The organism is Polaribacter sp. HaHaR_3_91, assembly GCF_019278525.1.
Lineage (GTDB): Bacteria > Bacteroidota > Bacteroidia > Flavobacteriales > Flavobacteriaceae > Polaribacter.
In genome coordinates, this window is sequence record NZ_CP058986.1 from 2805001 (window position 1) to 2830048 (window position 25048).

Here is a 25048-nt window from a genome sequence, read left to right on the forward strand (position 1 = left end):
ATAGGACTTAACCTGACACCTCACGGCACGAGCTGACGACAACCATGCAGCACCTTGTAATCTGTCCGAAGAAAACTCTATCTCTAAAGCTGTCAGACTACATTTAAGCCCTGGTAAGGTTCCTCGCGTATCATCGAATTAAACCACATGCTCCACCGCTTGTGCGGGCCCCCGTCAATTCCTTTGAGTTTCAGTCTTGCGACCGTACTCCCCAGGTGGGATACTTATCACTTTCGCTTAGTCACTGAGCTAATGCCCAACAACTAGTATCCATCGTTTACGGCGTGGACTACCAGGGTATCTAATCCTGTTCGCTCCCCACGCTTTCGTCCCTCAGCGTCAGTACATACGTAGTAGACTGCCTTCGCAATCGGTATTCTGTGTAATATCTATGCATTTCACCGCTACACTACACATTCTATCTACTTCCATATGACTCAAGTCAACCAGTATCAAAGGCAGTTCCATAGTTGAGCTATGGGATTTCACCTCTGACTTAATCGACCGCCTGCGGACCCTTTAAACCCAATGATTCCGGATAACGCTCGGACCCTCCGTATTACCGCGGCTGCTGGCACGGAGTTAGCCGGTCCTTATTCTTACAGTACCGTCAAGCTGGTATACATACCAGTGTTTCTTCCTGTATAAAAGAAGTTTACAACCCATAGGGCAGTCATCCTTCACGCGGCATGGCTGGGTCAGAGTTGCCTCCATTGCCCAATATTCCTCACTGCTGCCTCCCGTAGGAGTCTGGTCCGTGTCTCAGTACCAGTGTGGGGGATCTCCCTCTCAGGACCCCTACCTATCAAAGTCATGGTAAGCCGTTACCTTACCATCTAACTAATAGGACGCATAGCCATCTTTTACCAATAAATCTTTAATTAAGTCTTGATGCCAAAACTCAATACCATGGAGCATTAATCTTCATTTCTAAAGGCTATTCTCCAGTAAAAGGTAGGTTCTATACGCGTTACGCACCCGTGCGCCGGTCGTCATCTGTGCAAGCACAATGTTACCCCTCGACTTGCATGTGTTAAGCCTGCCGCTAGCGTTCATCCTGAGCCAGGATCAAACTCTTCATTGTATATTTTAAATATTTTAATGAATAAGTTTCAAAAGAATTTGTTTAAATAAATCTAAACATGGTTATTCTACTCTTTAATTACGCTGTCAATTTCAATATTTTCAATGAACTTTGTTCTAATCTTAAAAAGCAACTTAAAAGCTACTCCCTAAATAAAACTTTGTAGAAATGTTAGACTCGAACTAACTGACTATTTTAATAGTCATTCCAAATTTTCTCTGATCGTTTTCGCTGTATTTCTTAGCGGCTGCAAACATACAAACTATTTATAATCTGACAATAAAAAATTAAACTTTTTTTTAATTTTTTTGTTTACTCTAAAACTAAAAAACTCTTGAACGTTTTTGCCGAAAATTTCGGACTGCAAACATACAACTCTTTTTAATTATAAACCTAAGGAAATTGTTATTTTATTTTTAATAAAATTTTGACATTTTATCTAATTAAAATACTAATAATCACCCTACTTACAACTCCTCAATGAACGTTGCTAACTGTGTGATATTACTGTTAGCGGGTGCAAACTTACAACTCATTTTTAATCTAACAACTATTTTTTTACCTTTATTTTAATTTAATTTTACAATGCGTTTTAAGACACTTGTTTTTAACTGTTTATGAAGAAAGTTTTTTTGAGGGTATTTTAAAGGTTTTAGGTTTTAGGGTGGTTTTGGAGGTGGATGCTTGTTTTTAACACAGAAAATACAAGATCGTTGGAAGGTTTATTTTAGTAGAAATAGACCTTTTTATTGTTTGTGGTTTGTTGAAATGTGCATTGTTCTATGAAATAGTGTGGTTGGAATGTGTTTTATTGGTTGAAGAAAACATTTTTTTAGGTGCTAAATCTGTTCTTGGTATGATTCTTTTTGTAAAAAAATACTTGGGCTGACAACTCTGGAGATATTTGAAATGAGAATTCCCACAAAGTAATTCAGAAAACCTGAATAATATGGGCTTTTGTTTGAGTAAATAGTATCGAATAAGCTGAATTTGGTTGAGACTTATATATAATCTATATGAAAACTAACAGCACCTAAAAATAAAACACTTATTGTCAGTTCATTAAAACTAATAGACCTCACAGTCTTTAAAAACCTGTGAGGTCTTGGTAATAGTGCTGCTAAAATATTGTAGAAGTAATCTATAATGTTTCTTGCGTATAAAGCCATTATTTATATAAAGAGGAACCCTTCAAAAGGAACTTCATTCTACAAATTAATTGTGTTAGGGATTGAAACGGCATCCTTTTTATATGTTTATTGATGCGATAGCAGAAATAAGCATATAAAAAGATATAGAGGAAAGCCCGACCTTTTTTTCTAAATAGTGAATTAAATTGATACGTATTAATGAAATAAAAATGACTCCTATATAGTATTCATTAAAAAAAAGGGAACACCCAAAAGGAAATATTAATTCTTAGAAGTTCTTATTTTTCCTTTTTTACGCATTTTAGCAAAAAACAGTTTGTACTCTTCTACATTGATTTCTGATTTTCTTTCTATAATTATTTTCGTGAAATCGAAATTGAGTTTTGACGGTTGAGGCTTAAGCTTACCTTCTTGAAATGCACGTTGCAAGACATCCTCTATTAGAAAATCTTCATTTTCTGTTTCTGGATGGTATTCTGTTTTTAATGAAAGTTTAAAAACATTTGCGGTTGTATTGTACCAAAAGGCTTTCCAGCCGCTTCTTAATTCCTTGATATTATCGAATGCAGTTTCACCTGTTTGACGATGGATCAACTTGATAAGGATTCGACCTTCTGTAGTAGTCATCTTTTTAATTTGATCTGTAAACTCGCCTTCTATGTATTTTTGAATGATTTTTGTATACTGTCTTCTTTTCCTTTTAGATTCGATTTTTTCTAATCTTACATTTAAAGAATCTAACCTTTCTGAGGCAAGTTGAGCATAAGGATAGGCTCTAAATACTTTTCTACGAAACCATAGATAATAACGAACATCTTCTCTTGAACTGAATTTGTGTTTTGGTAATAATGAAAACTCATTAAGATTTACAACTAATGTATCTCCTGGTTTTACAAAAACATAATCGTCGTCATTAATAGGCAAGGAATCTGTTTCTTGTATTTGAGAAAAAGAGACTGCCGAAATTAGTAGTATATATATGTAAAGAAGTTTTTTCAATTTTATTATCATATTACAAGACAGCATCAGTTGAAAATAAAAGTCAACTATTTCTATTATTTACTGCAAATTAGAGTCCAAAGTTACCTTTTAACTAATTTTATCTATAAAATCTTGTTCCGAAATTATTGCAATTCCTAAACTCTCTGCTTTTGTTAATTTTGATGGCCCCATATTATCGCCAGCAACAATAAAATTTGTTTTTTTAGAGATTGATGAACTTACTTTTCCGCCATTGTCTTCAATTGCTTTCTTTAATTCATTTCTACTCATTTGATAAAAAACGCCAGACACTACAAATATTTGTCCTGTTAGTTTATCTGTTTGATTTTCTAAACTTTCGGCAGAGACTTCTAATTGAACTCCGGATAACTTTAAGCGATTTATTAAATCAATATTTTCTTGGTTTGTAGAAAATTCAATAATGCTTTGTGCTATTCTCTCTCCTATTTCGTCTACGCTTATTAAAGTTTCTAAATCTGCAGACATTAAATTATCTATCGATTTAAAATGTTTTGCTAATTTTTTAGCTACCGTTTCACCTACAAAACGAATTCCGAGTGCAAATAATACTTTTTCGAATGGAATTTCTTTTGATTTAATAATTCCGTCAATCATATTTTGAGCAGATTTTTCTGCCATTCTTTCTAACGGAATCACTTGATCTACCGTTAAATCATATAAATCGGCATAACTTTTAACAAGTCCTTCCTTGCGTAATAAATCTACCGTTTCCCCTCCTAAACCATCAATATCCATGGCTTTTCTAGAAATAAAATGCTGAATTCTGCCTGTAATTTGAGGTGCACATCCAAACTCGTTTGGACAATAATGCTTTGCATCTCCTTCTGTTCTTATCAATTCCGTGTTACATACGGGACAATTAGTTGCGTAGATTGTATGTTCTGAATCATGTGGTCGTTTTGTAAAATCTACCGCAATAATCTTAGGAATAATTTCTCCTCCTTTTTCCACAAAAACAGTATCTCCGACTCTAATATCTAATTTTGAAATTTGATCGGCATTGTGTAATGAAGCTCTTTTTACTGTTGTACCAGCTAATTGCACAGGTTCTAAATTTGCGACCGGAGTTATTGCTCCCGTTCTACCAACCTGATACGTAATTTCTTTTAAAACTGTTGAAACTTGTTCGGCTTTAAACTTATACGCAATTGCCCATCTTGGTGCTTTTGCTGTGTACCCTAATTCTTCTTGTTGATATAAATTATTTACTTTAACAACAATTCCGTCAGTTTCATAAGGTAAACTGTGTCGTTTTGTATCCCAATTTGTGATGAAATCGAAAACTTCATCAATCGATTTGACCAAAGTGATCGTTTCTGGAACTTTAAAACCTACTTTTCTAGCGTTTTCTAAACTCTCAAAATGAGTTTTATATTTACGCTCTTCCGTTACTACTTGATACAATAAACAATCTAAAGGTCTTCTTGCAACTTCTGTACTGTCTTGTAATTTTAAGCTTCCGCTTGCGGTATTTCTTGGATTTCTATATTCTTCTTCTCCGTTTTCTACACGTTCTTCATTCATTTTATTAAAACCTTCAATAGGCAAAATGATTTCTCCTCGCATTTCAAAATTGGAAACGAAGTCTTCTTTGATACTTAAAGGAATAGAACGAATTGTTTTTATATTCGGTGTTACTTCATCTCCCTGAAAACCATCGCCACGCGTTACCGCTTTAACAAACTGACCATTTTCATAAGTTAAATTGATAGAAGCTCCGTCGAATTTTAGTTCACAGGTATATTCTACCTCTGTTGTACCCAAAACTTTTTGCACCCTTTCTTCCCAATCTAATAAATCTTCTTTAGAGTAGGAGTTGCTTAAAGAATACATTCTATTTTTATGAATAACCGTATTAAAGTTTTTTGTTACCGTACCTCCTACTCTTTGTGTTGGAGAATTTGGATCAAAAAACTCAGGGTTTTCCGCTTCTAACTTTTCTAACTCTTTTAATTTTATATCGAACTCGTAATCTGAAATTGATGCGTTATCTAACCCATAATAATTGTAATTATGTGTATTTAATTCATCACGAAGTGCTACTATTTTTTGTTGATTTGTCATTCTTAAATAAAAAATTAATCTTGTTGTTTTCCTGTTAATACACTTACCCTGTTTGAAAAAGGGTTTCCAGTAGAACGCCTAAATGAAACTATTTGTCCAACATGCCAAATTGCATCTGCAATTGGTCCATTTATTACACACCAAAAAGAAAACTCTTTATCTGGAAATAAAATTTTATAATCAGAAACATCTTTACTTTCCCTAAGAATTGTACTTGCTTGTAATAAGTTTTCTAGTGTTTTTTTCCTTTTTTCTACAAAAGTAAGCTCAGGTTGCTCACCTCCATTTACCTTTTTTAAAGTAGCATATAAAATTCTTATTGATAAATTATAAATATGATCTACCGTTTCTTCTGTTGTTCTTGCTTCTACATTTGGCTTAAAAGTTAAATCTTTTTCTACTAAACCATCTGTTGCCCAATAATACCTAAACCCCAAACCATCTATCATTCTACTAGTTGTTGAACCGGCAGTAAATTCTGGTGAAGGTTCTGGTATTTGAAAATAGGGTAAATTTTGATGAGATTTCATATAAAAATGGATTATTAAGGTGTGTAAAAATAGTAAAAAGAGTATTGGCTACAAAAGTTTGTTTAATCAAAAAAACAGTATAAAATAATGAGCTATTTATAACTAAAAAAAGACAACTGCTTTCTGTTAAAAAAACAATAATACTACTAAATAACTTGTTATTAATTTGAATAATATGTAATTTACATGGACATTCAAAAATGAAGTAAAAAATGAAGTACGCTATTAAAATAAACAAAATTTCTACAGTAGATGACTTGGAAAATTCTTGGAGTATTGAAGATTACAAAGAACTTTTGGTACGTTTTGATTTTGCCAATAATGATGTAAATGAAATAAAAGAATTAAGAGAATTACTTTTTATGGCAATTTCCGATAAAGAACCTAATGAAGCAGCTGCTATTGTTTTAGACTATAAACTGTCTGATGTTTTAAATGAAGGACAAATAGATTCTCTTTCTTATGAAATGTTGGTGGATAAGATTTCTGAGGAATACCCAAAAATTGAATTACACAAAACACTCTTTATTATAAACCAACTTTTATACAAAGCTTTTAATGGAAAATTTCCAAATACAAAAGCAACTGTTGTAGATTTTGAAATTACTCCAGCTAGAAACGCTGAAACAAACATTACAAAAGAAATAACATTGAAATGTTTTGCTCAAAACTTAGATAGCCATAACGTAATTAAACGATTATTTGCTGGTCAATTAAATGCAGAAGAAGCTTTTGTTGAAGCTAATGATATTATTTGGTATTTAGAAAAAAATGAAACAGGCTACCAAATGACGACCTCTGAATATTTTATGAGTAAAGAAGAGTTTTTAAATGAAGAGTTTGAAGCTGTTATTGATTTCTTTGAGGAAGAATAAATAAGACTGTTTTGATTGATTTTTTTATTTTGATTTTCTAAAATAAGTAAAGTTAAATTTTATTACAGCTAGAAACTTAAGTAATTAGAAAATATCCTCTAAAATAATTACAGAAGCAGCCAAACAAGTTTAGCCCTGATTGAAATGGCATCCTTTTTTTGTTTTTTCAAAAAAAGATATAATGGAAAGCAGGAAATTGCTTCTAAAAAATTAAAACCCGAAACAATAATATTTCGGGTTTTTGCATTCAATTTTAATTGAATGAACTTGCACTAAGAGACTTTTAATAATAGGTATACCTTCTTACTTTGGCAATGTGTTTTGCTAGTCGCATTACTTGATGTGAATATCCATACTCATTGTCGTACCAAATATAAATTACAATAGTTTCCTTGTCTGTAATTGTAGATTTACTATCGAAAATTGAAGGTGCTGTAGACCCTAGAATATCTGAAGACACCAACTCATTGTCTAATGAATATTTAATTTGTTCTACCAAATCGCCTTCTAAGGCATATTTTTTTATAATTGAGTTTACACGTTCTGTAGAAACCATTGTATTTAACTGCAAATTAAGAATTGCCAAAGATCCATTAGGAACTGGAACTCTAATTGCATTAGATGTTAATTTACCTGCCAACGCAGGAATTGCCTTTGCAACTGCAGCACCGGCACCAGTTTCTGTAATAACCATGTTTAAAGCGGCAGCTCTTCCTCTTCTATTTTTACTATGCATATTGTCTACCAAATTTTGGTCGTTTGTGTATGCATGAATGGTTTCTAAATGCCCTTTTTTAATTCCGAAATTGTCTTCTAATACTTTTAAAATTGGTGTAATTGCATTGGTTGTACAAGACGCTGCAGAAAAAACATCTACCACATCCGGATTGTATTTTTTGTGATTTACACCATGTACAATATTAGGAATCCCTTTTCCTGGAGCAGTTAACAAAACCTTGCTTGCTCCCTTTGCTTTTAAATGTCTTGCTAAAGCAACATCATCTCTAAAAGCTCCAGTATTATCTATAATTAATGCGTCTTTAATTCCGTATTTGGTATAATCGATTTCTTCTGGATTATTTGAAGATATTAAATGAACTGTTGTGCCGTTTATAATTAAAGCGTTGTGCTCTACATCTATTTCTACAGTTCCTAAAAAATCTCCGTGCACAGAATCTATACTTAATAAAGAAGCTCTTTTTTCTAAAACTTCTCTATTTATTTCGCCACGAGTAACAATAGCTCTTAATCTTAATTGTGAGCCTTTCCCCATTTTAGACATGAGCTCTCTTGCTAATAAGCGTCCGATTCTACCAAAACCATACAAAACAACATCTTTAGGTTTAATGTTCTCTGATTCTGTAGCGCCTTTTAATTTGTTCCTTACAAAAGCCACTTTGTCGGCTCCTTTTATAGGACTTAAATAACACTCGTAAGCAAGTTTACCAATATCTAATTTAGAAGATGGTAAGTCTATTTGCTGAATTGCTTTTGCAATATCTAAGGCATCTTGTATAGAAATTGGTTTGTTTACAAATTCTTTAGCATAGTTTATTAAATTTAAAACTTCACTTGCTCTTTTGTCTATTAAAGTGTTTCTAAATAATACAAGTTCAATAGATTTATCATACCATAAATCATTTACAATAGTGATAAACTCTACTGTTTCTCTTCTATTTTGAGCTTGTGTAATTACCTCTTTTTCGTAATCTAAAATTATTGACATATTGAAAATTAAAATAAATTTCAGGCAAAAGTATTTCTTTTTTCTTAAACACGAAATCGATTTCGTAAAGTTTTCGTAAATAAAAAAATCCTGATAAATTATCAGGATTTTTTATATTGTAGTTATAGATCTTATCTGAAGGCATAACGCTCTCTTTCTCCATCTAGATTAATAACCTCTATATAAATTGGATGTCCAGCTCCAAAAGATGCATCTATTTCTTTTACCGCATCACTTGCATTTAAAACTGGTTTTTTATTAATTTTGGTAATAATATAGCCTTCCTTTACACCATAATAATTAAGATTTCTATTTTGATTGGTCATTATTCTAGCACCTCCCGGAATATCAAATTTCTTAATTTCTTTTTTAGAGACATCCTTTAAAACAACCCCTAACTTTCTAGAAACATAAGCATCTTTTTTACTTAAGGTTATACTCTTAGTAATCTCTTCTCCATCTCTATCAATCGTAATATTTACTAAATCGCCTGGTCTTTTAGCAGTTAACTGACCTCTTAATTCAGAAAATTTAGAAATCTTTATATCATTTACTTTTTTAATAATATCTCCAGATTTTAAACCTCCTTTTTGTGCACCTCCATCATCACTAACTCCGCCAATCAACACGCCTTCTATATCTCCATCTTCTTGGTTTATATTGATTCCTAAAATAGCCTCTTGTACTGTACCAAACTCTAATAAATCATCAATTATTTTTTTAGCAATATTAGATGGTACTGCAAAAGAATACCCAATAAAAGAACCTGTTTTAGAAGTAATTGCTGTATTAATTCCTACCAACTCTCCACGTGTATTCACCAATGCTCCTCCACTATTACCAGGGTTTACAGCAGCATCTGTTTGAATAAATGAATCTGTAGAAGTAGTCCCTTCTAAATCTCTACCTTTTGCACTCACAATACCCGCAGTTACTGTAGAAGTTAAGTTATAAGGATTACCAACTGCCAAAACCCATTCTCCAATTTTTATATTGTCTGAATTAGCAAATGGAATGTAAGGCAAATCAAAATCTACATCAATTTTTAACAAAGCAATGTCATTCTCTTTATCTGTACCTATTAACGTTGCTTTATACTTCTGTTTATTATTTAATGTAATTTCAATATCTGAAGCTCCATCAACAACGTGATTGTTTGATACAATGTAACCGTCTTGCGAAATAATAACTCCACTACCTGTACCAACTTGCTCAAACTTTCTAGTACCACTACTATTACCAAAGAAAAGATCTATTGGGTTAGATTGTGTTCTTATAGATGTGTTTTTAACATGCACTACAGCATGTACCGTATTTTCTGCTGCAACTGTAAGATCTACAGAGTTTGCTATTGCATTTGCATTACTTAATGCAGGGTTATAGTTTGCAGTAACCGTTTTTACGGGGTGAGAAATAGTTCTTTCTATAACCACATTTTCATTAAATAGCATTTTATATCCGCCTAAAGTGATAGCGCCTCCTAAAACTGCCATTCCTAATAAACCTAATAATTTTTTCATTATTTTTAATTTTTATTACTCAAAGATACAATTATAACAATTTCAAAAAATCTGTTTAACTTGATTTTAACTGACTTTAACCGCTTTTTAACAGTACTTTTTTATTCTTTAAATTCCTATATTTGTCCTAATGAATTTAGACTTTTATAAATACCAAGGAACCGGAAATGATTTTGTTATGATAGATAACAGAACTCTAACTTTTCCGAAAGAAAACATTGCCCTTATAGCGAAACTTTGTAATAGAAATTTTGGTGTAGGAGCGGATGGAGTTATCTTAATTGAAAACGATACCGATTTCGATTTTAGAATGATTTATTTTAATGCTGATGGAAGTGAGACTTTCTGTGGAAACGGAGGACGATGTGCTGTTGCTTTTGCAAAGTATTTAGAAATTATCAAAGCTAAAACGAGTTTTATTGCTGTTGATGGACCACATTTAGCTACCATTGACAACGGAATTGTTTCCTTAAAAATGATAGATGTTGATGAAATTACCGTGAAAGAAAACTCAGTTTTTGCTTATACAGGTACACAGCATCATGTAGAATTGGTAGATAATTTAGATAATTTCCCTGTTTTTGAAAAAGGAAAAGAAATTCGTTACTCTTATAGTGCTCCTGGAAGTAATGTCAATTTTGCACAGAAAATTAATGAGACTACTTTTAGAGTAAGAACCTATGAAAAAGGTGTTGAAAATGAAACTTTAGCTTGCGGAACCGGAGTTACAGCAGTTGCTATTGCTATGCATAAAACGGGAAAAACAGCTAGTAATTTAATTTCTTTACCCGTGGAAGGAGGAAATCTAGAAGTTTCTTTTTCTGAAGAAAATGGCGTTTATACAAATGTATATTTAAAAGGACCTGCTACTTTTGTTTTTAAAGGGAGTATTTCTTTTTAATTCATAATCTCAAATGAGATTATTCTTTTGACGCCGATATCTATTACAAAAAACCATTATGAGTATTTTTAAAAATCTTTTTAACACAAAAAAAGACCCTACTAAAATATTTCCGAAAGAAAGTAATGAGGGAAATGTAAAAATTGAAAACAATCAAATTATTTGTACAGATAGTAACGGAATACATAGTTGTATTGTACACTTAAAAGATTTACAATATGCCTACATAACTATCAGAAATAATAAACTAGCCTATCTTTTCCTTTTTGATTACCATCAAAACTTTATCCCTGTTACCTATACTGGATTCAGCAAAGTTTATAAGGAATTATCTACTAAATTTAATTTTAAAGACACTATTTTTTTTGAAAATGTTGCAAAAAAAACCGTTTTAAAAAAAGAAATTTGGAGAAAACACTATGTACATACTTTTGAAATCTTAACGACTAAGAATAACGACTACAACCTAGGTTTTGAAATTCAATCTCCCCCCAAACAATTCATTTCTTGGGATACTACCTATGAGGAGTTAGAAAAAAATAAAAATACTCTATTTGAAAAGTCGCCATACGGACAAAAATTACTAAAATTTAATGCTCCTGTGCGTATTGGAAATATCCTCTTAAAAGATTTTGGTGCTTATTTTGATAATGATAGAGCTGATGTTCCTGTTTTGCACTATTATACACATTGTTTTAATAATATAGCGACGGATGAAAGTTATTTAGAGCTAAAGAAAATTTTAAACAAAGATTTAGCAAGCAGTAGAATGAATACCGGTTATGAACGAGCAGATCAAAAAAATATAAATTTCAATTTAAAAGAAATGCACTTGTCAATTTGTTATACGTATGACAGTGATTGGCTTTTTAATGGAGGTTATACTTCTTTATCCATAGAAAATAAAAGAGAATACCCTTCATTACTACATAATGAAAGTTACGAAGAACTTATGGTTATTTCTGACTTCTTATTATTCAAAGGCAATATAAAAATGTCTGGTGACTATAGAAAAAACAAGAACATAAAAAACAGACCAGAAAAAATAAATCTTCAATTTAAAGACAATACCATTATTTGGGTTGATAATAAAAATAAAAAAATAGGATTCTCTAGTAATCACATTGCAGAATTATTTGATATCGATGAAATAAATTCATTCTGTATTCAAAATATTTTACCTGCAAAAGGAAATGGTGGTGCTTATCTAGAAATAATAACAGATACTAAAAAGTACAACTACCCTATTTTTTATGAAGCTTGTAATTTCTTTGATACATACGCTTTAAAAATAGAGAAAATAACAGGAAAGAAAGTAGTATTTGGTAAAGAATACTATGATTGTTAAACGAAAACTATTTTCATGCAACTCCAGGCTCTTTAAGATTATTATTTCCTTATTTTGCATTCTATAATCTATGTGCTTATTAAATTTTCCTTAAAGAAAACGAACTTCAGAAAAAATGATGACTTTAAACGGTATAAAAATAAACTTACGTGCTTTAGAACCCGAAGACTTAGACTTTCTATATCAAATAGAAAACAATGAGTCTTTTTGGGAAATTAGCCATACACAAACTCCTTTTTCTAAATTTATTCTAAGACAGTATTTAGAAAACGCACATTTAGATATTTACGAGGCTAAACAATTACGCTTGTTAATTGAAGAAACTGTCACGAAGAAACAACTAGGAATGATTGATTTGTTCGATTACAATCCGATGCATAAAAGAGCAGGAATTGGTATTTTAATTCACCCAGATTTTCAAAAAAAAGGCTTTGCCTCAGAAGCACTCTCTGTTTTAATTCAATATGCTTTCTCTTCTTTAAATATCCATCAATTATACGCCAATATTACTTCAGAAAATTCTAAAAGTATCTCCCTTTTTAAAAAACATCATTTTCAAAAAGTGGGTATTAAAAAAGATTGGATTTTATCCGAAGGAAAATTTAAAGATGAAGTTTTATTTCAGTTGATAAAAGACTAATTTTGCAATTCTAAAAAAATCAAAAAAACTTTGGGTAAAAAATTTATATACGCAGTTATTGCTACCGTTATTTTTATTAGTGGAGTTATAGGATACCAATATTATCAAAAAATATTTGGAAAATCGATCACAAAAGATACTGAACTTTTCATCTACTCTTCTGACAGCTTGAGTGATGTGAAAGAAAAAATTTCTGATTTTTCTAAAAACACCAATACTTTTCTCTTAGTAGCTGCTAAGAAAAATCTTTCGAAACCAAAACCAGGTAGATATATTTTAAAAGAAGGAATGTCTAACAACGAATTGGTTAACCTTTTAAGAAGTGGTAACCAAACACCTATAAAGTTGTCTTTTAATAACCAAGACACTTTAGAAAAATTAGCAGGAAGAATTGCAGAACAATTAGAAGCAGATTCAATTTCTCTATTAAACTCTTTTAAAGACAAAGATTTCTTGTCTAAAAATAACCTGACAGAAAAATCTGTATTGCAAATTTTTGTTCCAAATAGTTATCAGTTTTACTGGACTACTTCAGCAGAAAACTTTAGAGACAAAATCTTTGTAGAATACAATCGATTTTGGAATAAAAGCAGATTGCAAAAAGCGAAAGCATTAGAATTATCTAAAGAAGAAGTGATCACTTTAGCTTCAATAGTTCAAAAAGAAACTGCAAAAAACATAGAAAGACCAATTGTTGCTGGTTTGTATTTAAATAGATTAAAAAAAGGTTGGCCTTTGCAAGCAGATCCAACAATTATCTATAGTGTTAAAGAACTTAAAGGACAAGATTATGTGGTAAAAAGGGTATTGACCGCAGATTTAGAAATAAACTCACCTTACAATACTTATAAAAATAAAGGTCTACCACCTACCTTAATTTCTATGCCAGATATTTCATCTATTGATGGCGTTTTAAATGCAGAAAAACATGACTATTTTTATATGTGTGCTAATGTAGATAAATTAGGGTATCATGCTTTTGCAAAAACACTTTCTCAGCACAATAGAAATGCAGCTAAATATCATCAATGGATGAACAAACAAAGCATTAATAGATAATTATTTACAAATTTAATCGTTGGGTTTGATTCGCAAAAAATACATTTCGTTTTATCTCTTATTTATATGCTCATTTTCTTTGTGTGCACAAAATTCATCATTTTATAAAAAATCTGATACTTTAAATACAAAAAGAAGAAATGCTATTATTCTCACTGAAAGCGTAATGGCTGGAGGCGCTTTAATTGGTTTAAATCAACTTTGGTACAAGGATTATCCACGTTCTGGTTTTCATTTTAAAAATGATAATAATGATTGGAAACAAATGGATAAAGTTGGCCACATGATGACTTCTTATTATATTGGTAAAATTGGAATGGAAGTTTTAGATTGGGCTGGTGTTTCTAGAAAAAATCAATTAATTTACGGAGCAACCTCTGGTTTTGCTTTTTTAACTGCTGTAGAAGTATTAGATGGTTTTTCTGATGAATGGGGTGCATCACCTGGAGATATTCTGGCAAATGCAGCAGGTACAGGATTGTTGGTTGGACAAGAATTACTTTGGAACGAGCAACGAATTACAGTTAAGTACTCTTTTCATCAAACCGAGTTTGCAAAACAACGACCAAATACCCTAGGAGAAAACTATTTACAACAAGCTTTAAAGGATTATAACGGACAAACTTATTGGCTTTCTGCCAATATTTGGTCTTTTAACAAGAAAAGTTCATTTCCTAAATGGTTAAATGTTGCTTTAGGTTATGGAGCAGAAGGCATGCTTTATGGAAACTCAAATGCAGTAAATCCAATACAGCAAGATGCTTACCGACAATTCTATCTAAGTTTAGACCTCGATTTAACAAAAATTAAGACAAATTCGGAATTCTTAAAATCTGTCTTTTCTGTTGTAAACTTCATAAAAATACCTGCTCCTACTCTTGAAATCAACACCAAAGGAGCTTTAACATTTCATTATATGTATTTTTAACAAAATTTAACATATTGATTATCAGTATAATTAAATTTGGTTATACATTTGCACCCGCAAAACAGAAAATTTAGTTTATCAAAAAGTTTTTATTTTTAAGTATCGTATTTTTAGGATTTATCAACGCAACTTCTATTGATAAAAAAATAGGTACTCATAACAAAGTTACTTTCCCAAAATTTGTAGACTATAACATACCTTATTTACAAAAGGACTTTGTAGGTTTTAAAGAAGCATTAGCTTTTAAAGAATCTCAAGGAAGTTATACCGTAGTAAACACATTAGGATATTTAGGAAAATATCAATTTGGAAGAACAACTTTACGAAGATTTAAAATTTACAATACAACAGCATTTTTAAAAGATCCAGAATTACAAGAAAAAGCATTTATAGCTTTGTGTAAAGTAAATAAATGGATTTTAAGAAAAGACATTAGACGTTCTGTAGGAAAAACCATAAACGGTATTAAAATTACCGAATCTGGTATCTTAGCAGCCGCTCATTTAAGTGGTGCTGGAAACGTAAAAAAATATTTAAGAAGTAATGGTGTTGAAGGCTTTTCTGATGCTTACGGTTCTTCTATAAAGTCTTATTTAAAGAACTTTGGAGGTTATAATGTTTCTAATATTATAGCAGACCAAGACGCTACTGTTATTAATAGTTAATTAACAGAATACAGCTCTTAATAATACTATTATTTTTATATACAATAACCCGTGGTACGAGTTATTTCTTTTAAAACAAAATAACTTTCTAAGACACCAATATTCTCGATTTTAGAAAGTTTTAGTCTTACAAACTCATGATATTCATTAAGGCTGCCTAAGTTAATTTTCAAAAAAAAGTCAACCTTACCAGCCATATGGTAACATTCTTGTACTTCTTTTAAACCTTTAATTTGCTTTTCAAATTTATCTATAAAGCCTTCATCGTGGTATCTTAATGACACCATACAAATTGCTGTAATAGGAATATTTAGAAGGTCTTTATTTATAAGTGCGACGTACTTTTTAATATACCCACGTTTTTCTAATCTTCTAACACGCTCATATACGGGAGAAGGAGTTAGATTAAGCATCTCTGCGACTTCTTTTGTTGTTTTTTTAGAATCTTCTTGAAGAATTCTTAAAATATTTAAATCTGTTTCGTCTATTTTTTCCATATAAAGATAAAATCACTGGTTAGTGGCCTACATCGCCCCATGTAAAAGTATTTAAAATTTTAATACTGATTAAATAAAGATAAAAATACTTATTTTTAAATTAAACCAAGTGAAATTAACTTTATAATTAATCAAATATTTAATTTTATCCTTTCAAAATTTTATTAAAAATGGATAAAGAAATTATTTTAATAACAGGATCTAGTGGTCAATTAGGCACTGTTTTAGCTGAAAAATTACAAGAAAAATACGGGGTTAAAAATATAATAGCAACAGATCTAAGAGTAAATCCAACATTTAATGGGGTCTTTAAAACTCTAGATGTTACAGATTTTAATGCTATAGAAACAATTGTATTAAAATATAAAATTACTCAAATATACCATTTAGCAGCTATTTTGTCTGCAAATGGAGAAAAATATCCATTAAGTACTTGGGACTTAAACATGAAAACTTTTTTTAATGTTTTAGAAGTATCTAGAATTCATAAAATAAGTAAAGTATTTTTCCCTAGCTCAATTGCCGTTTTTGGGAATAATATAGAACGTTTAAATACTCCTCAATCTTCCAATTTAACACCTTCTACGGTATACGGAATTAGTAAAGCTGCAGGAGAAAATTGGGGAAAATACTATTTTGATAAATATGGATTAGATGTACGATCATTAAGATATCCTGGTGTTATTGGTTATCAATCTTTACCGGGTGGAGGTACAACTGATTATGCAGTAGATATTTTTCATAAGGCTGTTAATAATGAGAATTATGAGTGTTTTTTAAATGCAGACACTACGTTACCAATGATTTATATGGATGATGCCATAAGAGCCACCTTAGAATTAATGGAAGCTCCAAAAGATAAAATAACAGTAAGAACGTCGTATAACATTTCTGGTTTAAGCTTTAATCCAAATCAACTAGAAACTTGTATTAAAGAAAAATATACTGATTTTAAAGTAACTTATTCACCAGATTTTAGACAAGAAATAGCAAATTCTTGGCCAATGAGTATAGATGATCTAGATGCAAGAAAAGATTGGCAATGGAAACCAAAATTTAATATCAAGTCTTTAACAAAAGTGATGTTAAAAAACTTAGAACTTAAATATAATAATAACCTTATAAATTCATAATACTATGTACGGCACTATAAAAAGCGATTTAAAAAAAGAATTAGAAACCATAAAATCTAATGGTCTTTTTAAAAGCGAACGTATATTGACTTCTAAACAAGGAGCAAATATTAGCACAGTTAACCAAGACAATGTTCTTAATTTTTGTGCCAATAATTATTTAGGATTAGCATCACACCCAGACGTACTAGAAGCAGGAATAAATGCTATAAAAACACATGGCTTTGGTCTTTCTTCTGTTCGGTTTATTTGTGGAACACAAGATATTCATAAAGAATTGGAAGAAAAAACAGCCGCTTTTTTAGGAATGGAAGACTGTATTTTATATGCTGCTGCTTTTGATGCAAATGGAGGGTTATTTGAACCTTTACTTTCTGCTGAAGACGCTGTTATTTCTGACGCCTTAAACCACGCCTCTATTATTGATGGTATTCGTCTTTGTAAAGCAAAAAGATTTAGATATTCTCATAACAACATGGCAGATTTAGAAGAACAATTAAAACAAGCTAGCTCATCTAGACGTAGATTAATTGTTACAGATGGTTCATTTTCTATGGATGGAACCATAGCTCAATTAGATAAAATTTGTGATTTAGCAGACAAATATGATGCTTTAGTAATGATTGATGAATGCCATTCTACTGGTTTTATTGGTGCAACTGGAAGAGGTGTACATGAATACCACAATGTAATGGATAGAGTAGATATTATTACCGGAACTTATGGTAAAGCTTTAGGTGGTGCATCTGGTGGTTTTACAGCAGCAAGAAAAGAAATAGTTGCTATTTTAAGACAAAACTCTCGCCCTTATTTATTTTCAAACACGTTGGCTCCTGCAATTGTTGGTGCTACACTAAAGGTATTAGATAAAATAACAAAATCTACAGATTTACGAGATACACTAGAGCAGAACACTATGTATTTTAGATCTGAAATGACCACGGCTGGTTTTAACATTGTAGAAGGTACACACCCAATTGTACCAATAATGCTTTATGACGCTAAAATTGCTCAAGAATTTGCAAAACTCTTGCTAAATGAAGGTATTTACGTTATTGGTTTCTTCTTCCCTGTTGTACCAAAAGGAAAGGCAAGAATTAGAGTCCAACTGTCTGCTGCACATTCTAAAGAACAAATCAAAAAAGCAATTGAAGCTTTTGTAACAGTTGGAAAAAAATTAAATGTTATTTAATATAACTAAGCAATAAGTCTAAATACATATTTATTTCATTTTTAGACTTCAAAAAAAAACACTTAATAATCTATAGATTATTAAGTGTTTTTTTTTGAAGTCTCTATTATAATATTCACATCACAAAGCTTTTAATAAAACTTTAATCTAAAATAGAGTAATGTACTATAGTTAATATAATTAGACTACTTATGAATAATAAAAATAGCTGGTTTCTTATGTAAGTCTGGCTGTTGATGTTTCCAGTCTTTAATCATCATGGTTTTAATATATTCTGAAGGCAAAGTAATATCTGCCGCAATACATAAATTGGTAGTTGGCGATAAAGTTGCTTTTAAATCTGCCAACATTTTATCATTTCGATAAGGTGTCTCTATAAAAATTTGAGATTGATTTTTATCTTGAGAAATTCTCTCCAAATCTTTTATCGTTTTTTTTCTATCCGATTTATCAATAGGCAAATACCCGTTAAAAGCAAAGTTCTGTCCATTCATACCAGAACTCATCATTGCCATGATAATAGACGATGGTCCAACTAAAGGAATTACACGAATATTATTTTCATGTGCTAACTTAACAATACTTGCGCCGGGATCTGCAATTGCAGGCACACCAGCTTCAGACAATAACCCAACATTAACTCCTTCTTTACAAACATCTAAATATCTAGACGTTTCTAATTCTTCAGCATATTTGTCTAACAACATTAATTGAAGTGAAGGCTGAGATTTTTTAGGTGAGATTTTCTTAATAAATCTTCTTGCTGATTTTTCATTTTCAACAATATAGTAATCAATCTGTTCAACTACTTTTTTAACTGATAAAGGCATTACTTCTAAAGGTTCAGTTTCTCCTAAAGTAGTGGGGATTAAATAGAGTTTACCAATCATTTTTTATATTTTAGATACAGTTTTCACGATTTTATACAAACTAAAAACGTAGAAATAATATTTTATTTTTTTTTGATACTTATAATACAGACTCACACTGATAAGGTGCATCCTTTTTTTAAGACAAATTACCGGCAATAATATCACAGGCTTCATCTAACATCTTATACACATTTTTAAAACCTTCATTTCCTCCATAATATGGATCTGGAACGCTTAAATTTTTAGTAGGATGTGTTTCATTTAAAATCATTCGTACTTTTTGCTCATCAGTATTATTTCTGGCTAATGAGAGTATGTTTTGATAATTGCTATCATCCATCGCAAAAATAATATCAAATTCGTCAAAATCTTTTACAACAAATTTTCTTGCTCTTTGCCTAGTAATATCTATTCCGTGTTTTTGGGCAACTTCTATAGAGCGTTCATCCGGAAGTTTACCTATATGATATGCAGCAGTGCCTGCAGAATCTACAGAAACAATATTAGAATTTACTTTAGATTGTAAAATTCCTTCTGCTAAGGGAGAACGACATATATTCCCTAAACAAACCATCAATATTTTTTGCATAAAAATAATTTTTGATAAAAATAAGAAACAATTACGCTCTTAAAAAATTTAAGAGCGTAAAATTAAATATCAATAAGTTTTTTGAAGTTCTCTTTTTAGAAAGTCAGCTTTTTAGTTAAATCTTCTACGTATTTTTTAAACTGCTTATCCGTTTCCGTTAAGTTGTCTACTGTTTTACAAGCATGTAATACGGTTGCATGATCTCTTTGCCCAATTTGATTGCCAATACTTGCCAATGAAGTTTTTGTTAATCTCTTAGCAAAAAACATCGCTAATTGACGCGCTTGTACAATATGACGTTTACGAGTTTTAGATTGTAAAGTAGCTACATCCATATCAAAATATTTAGAAACTTCTTTCTGAATATAATCTATAGAAACTTCTTTCTTGGTGTTTTTTACAAACTTATCTACAATTTGTTTTGCTAATTCTACAGAAAATTCTTTTCTGTTAAAAGAAGCTTGTGCAATCATAGAAATAACAACACCTTCTAATTCTCTAACGTTAGATTTTATATTTTTAGCAATATATTCTACAATATCTTCTGGCATTTCTACACCATCTCTGTACAATTTATTTTGCAAAATAGAAATTCTAGTTTCGTAATCTGGTGCTTGTAACTCAGCAGATAATCCCCATTTAAAACGAGATAATAAACGCTGCTCAATATCTTGCATGTCTACAGGTGCTTTATCCGAAGTTAAAATAACCTGTTTTCCATTTTGATGTAAATGGTTAAAAATATGGAAGAATACATCTTGTGTACCAGCTTTACCAGATAAGAATTGTACATCATCTATAATTAACACATCTACCATTTGATAGAAATGAATAAAATCATTTCTTGTATTCGATTTTACAGAATCTATAAACTGTTGTGTAAATTTTTCTGAAGAAATATATAAAACAGTTTTATCTGGATATTTATCCTTGATATCCACACCAATAGCGTGCGCCAAATGTGTTTTACCTAATCCGACACCACCATACACTAATAATGGATTAAAAGAGGTTCCTCCGGGCTTATTTGCCACTGCCATACCTGCAGAACGAGCCAATCTATTAGAATCGCCTTCTATAAAATTTGCAAAACTATAATTAGGGTTTAATTGAGATTCTATTTTTACTTTTTGTAATCCTGGAATTACAAAAGGATTTCTTAATTCTCTTTTATTAGACTCTAAAGGAACAGTTACTCTTTGCGGCTTTAAAGGATCTCTATTAGAACTTGGAATTTTAACAATTTGCGGCCTATTACTGCTATAATTGTTTTCCATTTTTACATCGTAAATCAATTTGGCATCGTTACCTAATTGTTTTACCAATGCAACACGTAATAATTTGATATAGTGCTCTTCTAACCATTCGTAAAAAAATTTACTAGGCACCTGAATAGTCAACGCTTCGCCAGAAAGTTTTACCGGTTTTATTGGCTCGAACCAAGTTTTATATGCTTGCGGTTTTATGTTATCTTTTATAAAAGACAAACATTCATCCCAAACTGAGTCAGCATTTACAATCATTTAATTTTAGCGATTTTTTGTGTTATAATTAGGGTTTAAAAAGGGCTTATGATGCCTTTTTTAAGGTGGTACAAAAATGTGAATAAAATTCAGTATAAAAAAATCAATTTGCTATTGATTATTAACTATTTTTTACGTAGAATACACAAAACACTAATTAATTATATCACTTGAAAAAATCTATAACAAAAACTAGAATCCGATATTCCGAAACGGATCAAATGGGGGTTGTGTATCACGGTAATTACGCGCAATTTTTTGAACTAGGACGTACCGAATGGATGCGTTCTTTAGGGGTTACATACAAAGATATGGAATTAAGTGGGATAATGCTTCCTGTTATTTCTATAAATTTTAAATTTATAAAATCGGCCTTGTATGATGATGTTTTAACCATAAAAACCATATTGAAAAAGAAGCCCATGGTTAAAATTGAGTTTGATTATGAAATTGTAAATCAAAATGACGAACTCATTTGTACAGGAAGTTCTGTTTTAGCTTTTATGAATTCTAAAACGATGAAACCAACTCGCTGCCCTGATCATTTATTAAAAGGTTTGGGATATTAATTTTTTAAACAAAGAAAACTTTCTTGAACTAAAATATTACTCTAATTTTTTAATATCAACTTTATATAAAGTATCAAAAATAGTATAAATTGCTTGTGCATCTTTTTTTCTTATAGAAATGGTGTACTCGCAATTCATTTCTAATTTTTGATTGGTAATGTCAATATTTTTCTCTTTGATAACTCTTTGTACGGCATTCATCATATCGTATTCAAAAGTTAACTTATAATAAATATTGATGGTTTTTTCTAAAATATCAGCAGCTTCTAAACTAATTTGTGCTGACGTTTTATACGCAGAAATTAAACCACCAACACCCAATTTTGTTCCTCCGAAATAACGGACAGAAACAATTAAAATATTGGTTACTTCAAAAGATTGTATTTGACCATAAATAGGTAAACCTGCAGAATTATTAGGTTCCCCATCATCATTTGCTCTAAATTTCACGTCTTCAATACCCAATTGATAGGCATAACAAAAATGACGAGCAGCATGATGTTGCTTTCTTAACTCTTCTAAATGTTCTTTTACATCTTCTTCTGATAAAACAGGAAAAACATATCCAAAAAACTTAGATCCTTTTTCTTTAAAAAGGGTTTCTTCAGATGGTTTTTCTATTGTTTTATAAACGTCTTCTAACATATTAAGCAATGGTTACTAAGACAATTCCTATAATTGCCAAAGCAACTCCTATTTTATTTTTTAAACTAAATTTTTCTTTAAACAACAATAACCCAACCAAGGTTGATACTACTACAACAGACACATTATTAATTGTAAATAAAGTAGAACTTTCAAAACCTGATGTTTGCATCGCTTTAATTAAAAATACAATTGTAAAATAATTAGGAACTCCCAAAACAATACCTGCAATTATATTTTTAAAACCAAATGGTTCTCTCTTTTGAAGCGTTTTTATCAATAAAATAAGTAATCCAAAAAAAGCAGCAAAACCAAATAAACTCCCAGAAAAAAGGGAGGTTTCATTATTTTGAACAAAATTTACTTCAACATATTTAAGTGTAGTATCAATTATACCTGAACCAAAAAAAAGTAATATTGGAAACACTAATCCGGCTTTATTCAAAGTACTTTTTTCTTCTTTTACAGAGGCTAAATAAACAGATAATAAGGCAATTAAAATACCAATAACTTTAAAGTAAGTAACCGATTCATCATATAAAATAATGCCAAAAACCACTGGAATAACTACAGACATTTTTCCTGCAACTGAAGCTACTGAAACTCCATTTTGTTGTGCTGTATTTGCCATTACAAAAAATACTGAAACAAATAAAGCTCCTAAGATTATAGCACCAAAAAACCAAGGTTTCTGAGGTATTTCATTAAAAGAAAATGTAATTTCAGACAAACCGAAGCCTAAACAAAAGGCCACTAAATAATTTACAACAATTGCTTTTAAAGTGTCAATTTTATAAATATCGAAATATTTAAATATGACAAACAATAAGGTTGAAAAAAGAATGCTGAAAATTAAATAAATCAAAATAAATTTTCCTTTTTTGTAAATAATTCCGTTACCTCTTCTTCTCCCGGAATTAAATTCCAAGTATGAATGCCTAAGATATTTGCAGAAACTGTATTTTCTTTAGTATCATCTATAAACAGTGTTTCCTCCGCTATTAAATTATTCTCATTCAACACAAATTCATAAATATTAACATTTGGTTTTCTTAAATGAATTTCGTGCGTTAAATAAAATTGTTCGAAACAGATTTTAAAGGAATTGTAGAATTCACTTCCAACATTATTTTGAATCCAAGAAATATGCAAATCGTTGGTATTACTCAATAAAAATAATCTGTATTTTTTACTTTCTGCTAATTCCTGAATAAACTTTAATCGGTTTTTTGGAAAATCTAACAGAATAGAATTCCAAGCTTTTACTAATTTTTCTTTTGAAACATTGAACTTAGCTTCAAAAAAAGCAACAAACTCTTCTGTAGAAATTAAGCCCATTTCGTACTCGTTCAAAATTGGTAAATTGACTTCTGCTTCTTGCGAAATCCCTAAGTCCAGTAATTCTTTTGCAAAACGTTTTTTATCTAGGTTGATAAAAATATCGCCAAAATCGAAAATGATGTTTTTAATCATTTGTATATATTTTTAAAACATCTGTTTTGATGTTTATTTCTTCTTTAACTACCTTCTTAAAAACAGGTGCCTTCACTCCTACTTTAAAAGTGGTTTCCCCTACAAAAAGCCTCGCTTCATCCCAGAGATTTTCATCTATAAAAGTTTGTAAAGTCTGCGTACCTCCTTCTATAATTACAGATTGAATTTGGTGCTTTTGTAAAACATTGCAAACTTGTTTTGCTAGATTATTAGAGAAATCTATGGTTTCAAGAATTAGTTCTCTACTACTCTTGAACAGATATTCTTCTTTTTCTGTAATGATAATCGTCTTTACACTTCCGTCTAAAACACTACTATTTTCCGAAATTCTTAAAGTACGATCTAAAACAATTCTAACAGGACTTTGACCAGTCCAACTTCTAACATTTAATTTAGGATTGTCTGCAATAACCGTATTTGTTCCTACTAAAATTGCGTGTTCTTGTGCTCGCCATTTGTGGACTAACTGCTGAGAATATGGGTTAGAAATCCAAACTGGTTTCTGCTCATCTTTTGTTAAAGGAGCAACAAATCCGTCTTTAGTTTGTGCCCATTTTAAAATAATATAAGGTCTTTTTTTATTCTGAACCGTAAAAAAACGATTGTGATGTTCTTTACACTCATCTTCTAAAACGCCAACAGTTACATTAATCCCTGCATTTATAAGACGTTCAATTCCTTTACCAGCAACCAAACTATTAGAATCTACACAACCAACAACGACATTCTTCAGTTGATGTTTTACAATTAAATCTGCACAAGGTGGCGTTTTACCAAAATGAGAACAAGGTTCTAAAGTTACGTAGATTGTTGCCTCTTTTAAAAGCGCTTTGTCTTTTACGGCATTAATTGCATTTACTTCTGCATGATTACCACCATAAGCAGATGTAAAACCTTCGCCAATAATTTTATTTTGATATACTACAACTGCCCCTACAGAAGGATTAGGACGCGAAAAGCCTATCCCATTTTTGGCTATTTGTAAGCAACGTTTTATGTATAATTTGTGATCTATCACTA

At 30.8% G+C, this 25048-nt stretch carries 24 protein-coding genes and 1 rRNA gene (1 of these 25 cut by a window edge); 10 read left to right on the plus strand and 15 right to left on the minus strand.

Annotated features, from left to right (window positions below):
- The 5 genes from H0I27_RS11750 to H0I27_RS11770 form a co-directional block, all read right to left on the minus strand.
- Positions 1-1084: ribosomal RNA gene (locus tag H0I27_RS11750) — 16S ribosomal RNA — on the minus strand (it extends 434 nt beyond the left edge of the window).
- Between the two features lie 1001 nt (positions 1085-2085).
- The gene (locus tag H0I27_RS11755; RefSeq protein ID WP_218730885.1) at positions 2086-2253 is read right to left on the minus strand and encodes a hypothetical protein; all 168 of its coding nucleotides are present in this window, start codon (positions 2251-2253) and stop codon (positions 2086-2088) included.
- Positions 2254-2496: 243 nt separating this feature from the next.
- On the minus strand, positions 2497-3234 hold the full coding sequence (locus tag H0I27_RS11760) for a DUF4294 domain-containing protein (protein WP_254712665.1): 738 nt from the start codon (positions 3232-3234) through the stop codon (positions 2497-2499).
- Positions 3235-3324: 90 nt separating this feature from the next.
- Positions 3325-5322 (minus strand): NAD-dependent DNA ligase LigA, encoded by a 1998-nt coding sequence (ligA, locus tag H0I27_RS11765; RefSeq protein WP_218730887.1) that lies wholly within the window; start codon positions 5320-5322, stop codon positions 3325-3327.
- 14 nt (positions 5323-5336) lie between these two features.
- The gene (locus H0I27_RS11770; RefSeq protein ID WP_218730888.1) at positions 5337-5852 is read right to left on the minus strand and encodes a hypothetical protein; all 516 of its coding nucleotides are present in this window, start codon (positions 5850-5852) and stop codon (positions 5337-5339) included.
- Positions 5853-6064: 212 nt separating this feature from the next.
- Between H0I27_RS11770 and H0I27_RS11775 the strand changes: the two genes are divergently transcribed.
- Positions 6065-6727 carry a hypothetical protein gene (locus H0I27_RS11775; RefSeq protein ID WP_218730889.1) on the plus strand — a complete coding sequence of 221 codons (663 nt, stop codon included), beginning with the start codon at positions 6065-6067 and terminating at the stop codon, positions 6725-6727.
- A gap of 283 nt (positions 6728-7010) precedes the next feature.
- Here H0I27_RS11775 and H0I27_RS11780 read toward each other — a convergent pair whose 3' ends face one another.
- Entirely contained in the window at positions 7011-8453 is a 1443-nt protein-coding gene (locus H0I27_RS11780) for a glyceraldehyde-3-phosphate dehydrogenase (RefSeq protein ID WP_218730890.1), read from the minus strand.
- A 131-nt stretch (positions 8454-8584) separates the two neighbouring features.
- A complete protein-coding gene (locus H0I27_RS11785; RefSeq protein WP_218730891.1) occupies positions 8585-9973 on the minus strand; it encodes a trypsin-like peptidase domain-containing protein in 1389 nt (462 codons plus the stop codon).
- A gap of 130 nt (positions 9974-10103) precedes the next feature.
- Between H0I27_RS11785 and dapF the strand changes: the two genes are divergently transcribed.
- The 6 genes from dapF (at position 10104) to H0I27_RS11815 (ending at position 15514) form a co-directional block, all read left to right on the plus strand.
- Complete coding sequence (gene dapF, locus H0I27_RS11790; RefSeq protein ID WP_218730892.1) at positions 10104-10874, plus strand: diaminopimelate epimerase; 771 nt, start codon at positions 10104-10106, stop codon at positions 10872-10874.
- Between the two features lie 58 nt (positions 10875-10932).
- Positions 10933-12222, plus strand: coding sequence for a hypothetical protein (locus H0I27_RS11795; protein WP_218730893.1), 1290 nt, complete (start codon positions 10933-10935; stop codon positions 12220-12222).
- 115 nt (positions 12223-12337) lie between these two features.
- On the plus strand, positions 12338-12862 hold the full coding sequence (locus H0I27_RS11800) for a GNAT family N-acetyltransferase (RefSeq protein WP_218730894.1): 525 nt from the start codon (positions 12338-12340) through the stop codon (positions 12860-12862).
- A gap of 30 nt (positions 12863-12892) precedes the next feature.
- Positions 12893-13921 carry an endolytic transglycosylase MltG gene (mltG, locus tag H0I27_RS11805; protein ID WP_218730895.1) on the plus strand — a complete coding sequence of 343 codons (1029 nt, stop codon included), beginning with the start codon at positions 12893-12895 and terminating at the stop codon, positions 13919-13921.
- A gap of 79 nt (positions 13922-14000) precedes the next feature.
- The gene (locus H0I27_RS11810) at positions 14001-14849 is read left to right on the plus strand and encodes a DUF2279 domain-containing protein (protein WP_254712666.1); all 849 of its coding nucleotides are present in this window, start codon (positions 14001-14003) and stop codon (positions 14847-14849) included.
- 134 nt (positions 14850-14983) lie between these two features.
- Positions 14984-15514, plus strand: a complete 531-nt coding sequence (locus H0I27_RS11815; protein ID WP_254712756.1) for a peptidoglycan-binding protein LysM — start codon at positions 14984-14986, stop codon at positions 15512-15514.
- Positions 15515-15549: 35 nt separating this feature from the next.
- On the opposite strand, the gene H0I27_RS11820 is transcribed toward H0I27_RS11815, so the two are convergent.
- Positions 15550-16011, minus strand: coding sequence for an Lrp/AsnC family transcriptional regulator (locus H0I27_RS11820; protein ID WP_218730897.1), 462 nt, complete (start codon positions 16009-16011; stop codon positions 15550-15552).
- 170 nt (positions 16012-16181) lie between these two features.
- Here H0I27_RS11820 and H0I27_RS11825 point away from each other — a divergent pair, with 170 nt between their 5' ends.
- On the plus strand, positions 16182-17144 hold the full coding sequence (locus H0I27_RS11825) for an NAD-dependent epimerase/dehydratase family protein (protein ID WP_218730898.1): 963 nt from the start codon (positions 16182-16184) through the stop codon (positions 17142-17144).
- Positions 17145-17148: 4 nt separating this feature from the next.
- Entirely contained in the window at positions 17149-18336 is a 1188-nt protein-coding gene (kbl, locus tag H0I27_RS11830; RefSeq protein WP_218730899.1) for a glycine C-acetyltransferase, read from the plus strand.
- Between the two features lie 185 nt (positions 18337-18521).
- Here kbl and H0I27_RS11835 read toward each other — a convergent pair whose 3' ends face one another.
- From H0I27_RS11835 to dnaA, 3 genes are all read right to left on the minus strand, one after another.
- Positions 18522-19226: an SAM-dependent methyltransferase gene (locus tag H0I27_RS11835; protein ID WP_218730900.1), complete on the minus strand. Its 705-nt coding sequence runs from the start codon at positions 19224-19226 to the stop codon at positions 18522-18524.
- A 118-nt stretch (positions 19227-19344) separates the two neighbouring features.
- Positions 19345-19797, minus strand: a complete 453-nt coding sequence (locus H0I27_RS11840; protein WP_218730901.1) for a low molecular weight protein-tyrosine-phosphatase — start codon at positions 19795-19797, stop codon at positions 19345-19347.
- Between the two features lie 95 nt (positions 19798-19892).
- Positions 19893-21320: a chromosomal replication initiator protein DnaA gene (gene dnaA / locus H0I27_RS11845; protein WP_218730902.1), complete on the minus strand. Its 1428-nt coding sequence runs from the start codon at positions 21318-21320 to the stop codon at positions 19893-19895.
- 170 nt (positions 21321-21490) lie between these two features.
- Between dnaA and H0I27_RS11850 the strand changes: the two genes are divergently transcribed.
- Complete coding sequence (locus tag H0I27_RS11850; protein ID WP_165733534.1) at positions 21491-21889, plus strand: thioesterase family protein; 399 nt, start codon at positions 21491-21493, stop codon at positions 21887-21889.
- 36 nt (positions 21890-21925) lie between these two features.
- Here the strand turns inward: H0I27_RS11850 and H0I27_RS11855 are convergent, their stop codons facing one another.
- The 4 genes from H0I27_RS11855 to ribD are packed head-to-tail and all read right to left on the minus strand — an operon-like array spanning position 21926 to position 25046.
- Positions 21926-22534 (minus strand): YigZ family protein, encoded by a 609-nt coding sequence (locus H0I27_RS11855; protein WP_218730903.1) that lies wholly within the window; start codon positions 22532-22534, stop codon positions 21926-21928.
- Position 22535: 1 nt separating this feature from the next.
- Positions 22536-23399: an EamA family transporter gene (locus H0I27_RS11860; protein WP_218730904.1), complete on the minus strand. Its 864-nt coding sequence runs from the start codon at positions 23397-23399 to the stop codon at positions 22536-22538.
- Positions 23396-24007: an HAD-IA family hydrolase gene (locus H0I27_RS11865; RefSeq protein WP_218730905.1), complete on the minus strand. Its 612-nt coding sequence runs from the start codon at positions 24005-24007 to the stop codon at positions 23396-23398. Before H0I27_RS11865 ends, H0I27_RS11860 begins: the two co-directional genes overlap by 4 nt.
- Positions 24000-25046 (minus strand): bifunctional diaminohydroxyphosphoribosylaminopyrimidine deaminase/5-amino-6-(5-phosphoribosylamino)uracil reductase RibD, encoded by a 1047-nt coding sequence (gene ribD, locus H0I27_RS11870; protein ID WP_218730906.1) that lies wholly within the window; start codon positions 25044-25046, stop codon positions 24000-24002. Before ribD ends, H0I27_RS11865 begins: the two co-directional genes overlap by 8 nt.
- Positions 25047-25048: the final 2 nt, after the last annotated feature.

Bases quoted from the DNA above. Each gene is read 5' to 3' on its own strand.
- H0I27_RS11755 (WP_218730885.1), bottom strand. From the start codon at position 2,253: ATGGCTTTATACGCAAGAAACATTATAGATTACTTCTACAATATTTTA.
- ligA (WP_218730887.1), bottom strand. From the start codon at position 5,322: ATGACAAATCAACAAAAAATAGTAGCACTTCGTGATGAATTAAATACA.
- H0I27_RS11770 (WP_218730888.1), bottom strand. From the start codon at position 5,852: ATGAAATCTCATCAAAATTTACCCTATTTTCAAATACCAGAACCTTCA.
- H0I27_RS11775 (WP_218730889.1), top strand. From the start codon at position 6,065: ATGAAGTACGCTATTAAAATAAACAAAATTTCTACAGTAGATGACTTG.
- H0I27_RS11780 (WP_218730890.1), bottom strand. From the start codon at position 8,453: ATGTCAATAATTTTAGATTACGAAAAAGAGGTAATTACACAAGCTCAA.
- H0I27_RS11785 (WP_218730891.1), bottom strand. From the start codon at position 9,973: ATGAAAAAATTATTAGGTTTATTAGGAATGGCAGTTTTAGGAGGCGCT.
- dapF (WP_218730892.1), top strand. From the start codon at position 10,104: ATGAATTTAGACTTTTATAAATACCAAGGAACCGGAAATGATTTTGTT.
- H0I27_RS11795 (WP_218730893.1), top strand. From the start codon at position 10,933: ATGAGTATTTTTAAAAATCTTTTTAACACAAAAAAAGACCCTACTAAA.
- H0I27_RS11800 (WP_218730894.1), top strand. From the start codon at position 12,338: ATGATGACTTTAAACGGTATAAAAATAAACTTACGTGCTTTAGAACCC.
- H0I27_RS11820 (WP_218730897.1), bottom strand. From the start codon at position 16,011: ATGGAAAAAATAGACGAAACAGATTTAAATATTTTAAGAATTCTTCAA.
- H0I27_RS11825 (WP_218730898.1), top strand. From the start codon at position 16,182: ATGGATAAAGAAATTATTTTAATAACAGGATCTAGTGGTCAATTAGGC.
- kbl (WP_218730899.1), top strand. From the start codon at position 17,149: ATGTACGGCACTATAAAAAGCGATTTAAAAAAAGAATTAGAAACCATA.
- H0I27_RS11835 (WP_218730900.1), bottom strand. From the start codon at position 19,226: ATGATTGGTAAACTCTATTTAATCCCCACTACTTTAGGAGAAACTGAA.
- H0I27_RS11840 (WP_218730901.1), bottom strand. From the start codon at position 19,797: ATGCAAAAAATATTGATGGTTTGTTTAGGGAATATATGTCGTTCTCCC.
- dnaA (WP_218730902.1), bottom strand. From the start codon at position 21,320: ATGATTGTAAATGCTGACTCAGTTTGGGATGAATGTTTGTCTTTTATA.
- H0I27_RS11855 (WP_218730903.1), bottom strand. From the start codon at position 22,534: ATGTTAGAAGACGTTTATAAAACAATAGAAAAACCATCTGAAGAAACC.
- H0I27_RS11865 (WP_218730905.1), bottom strand. From the start codon at position 24,007: ATGATTAAAAACATCATTTTCGATTTTGGCGATATTTTTATCAACCTA.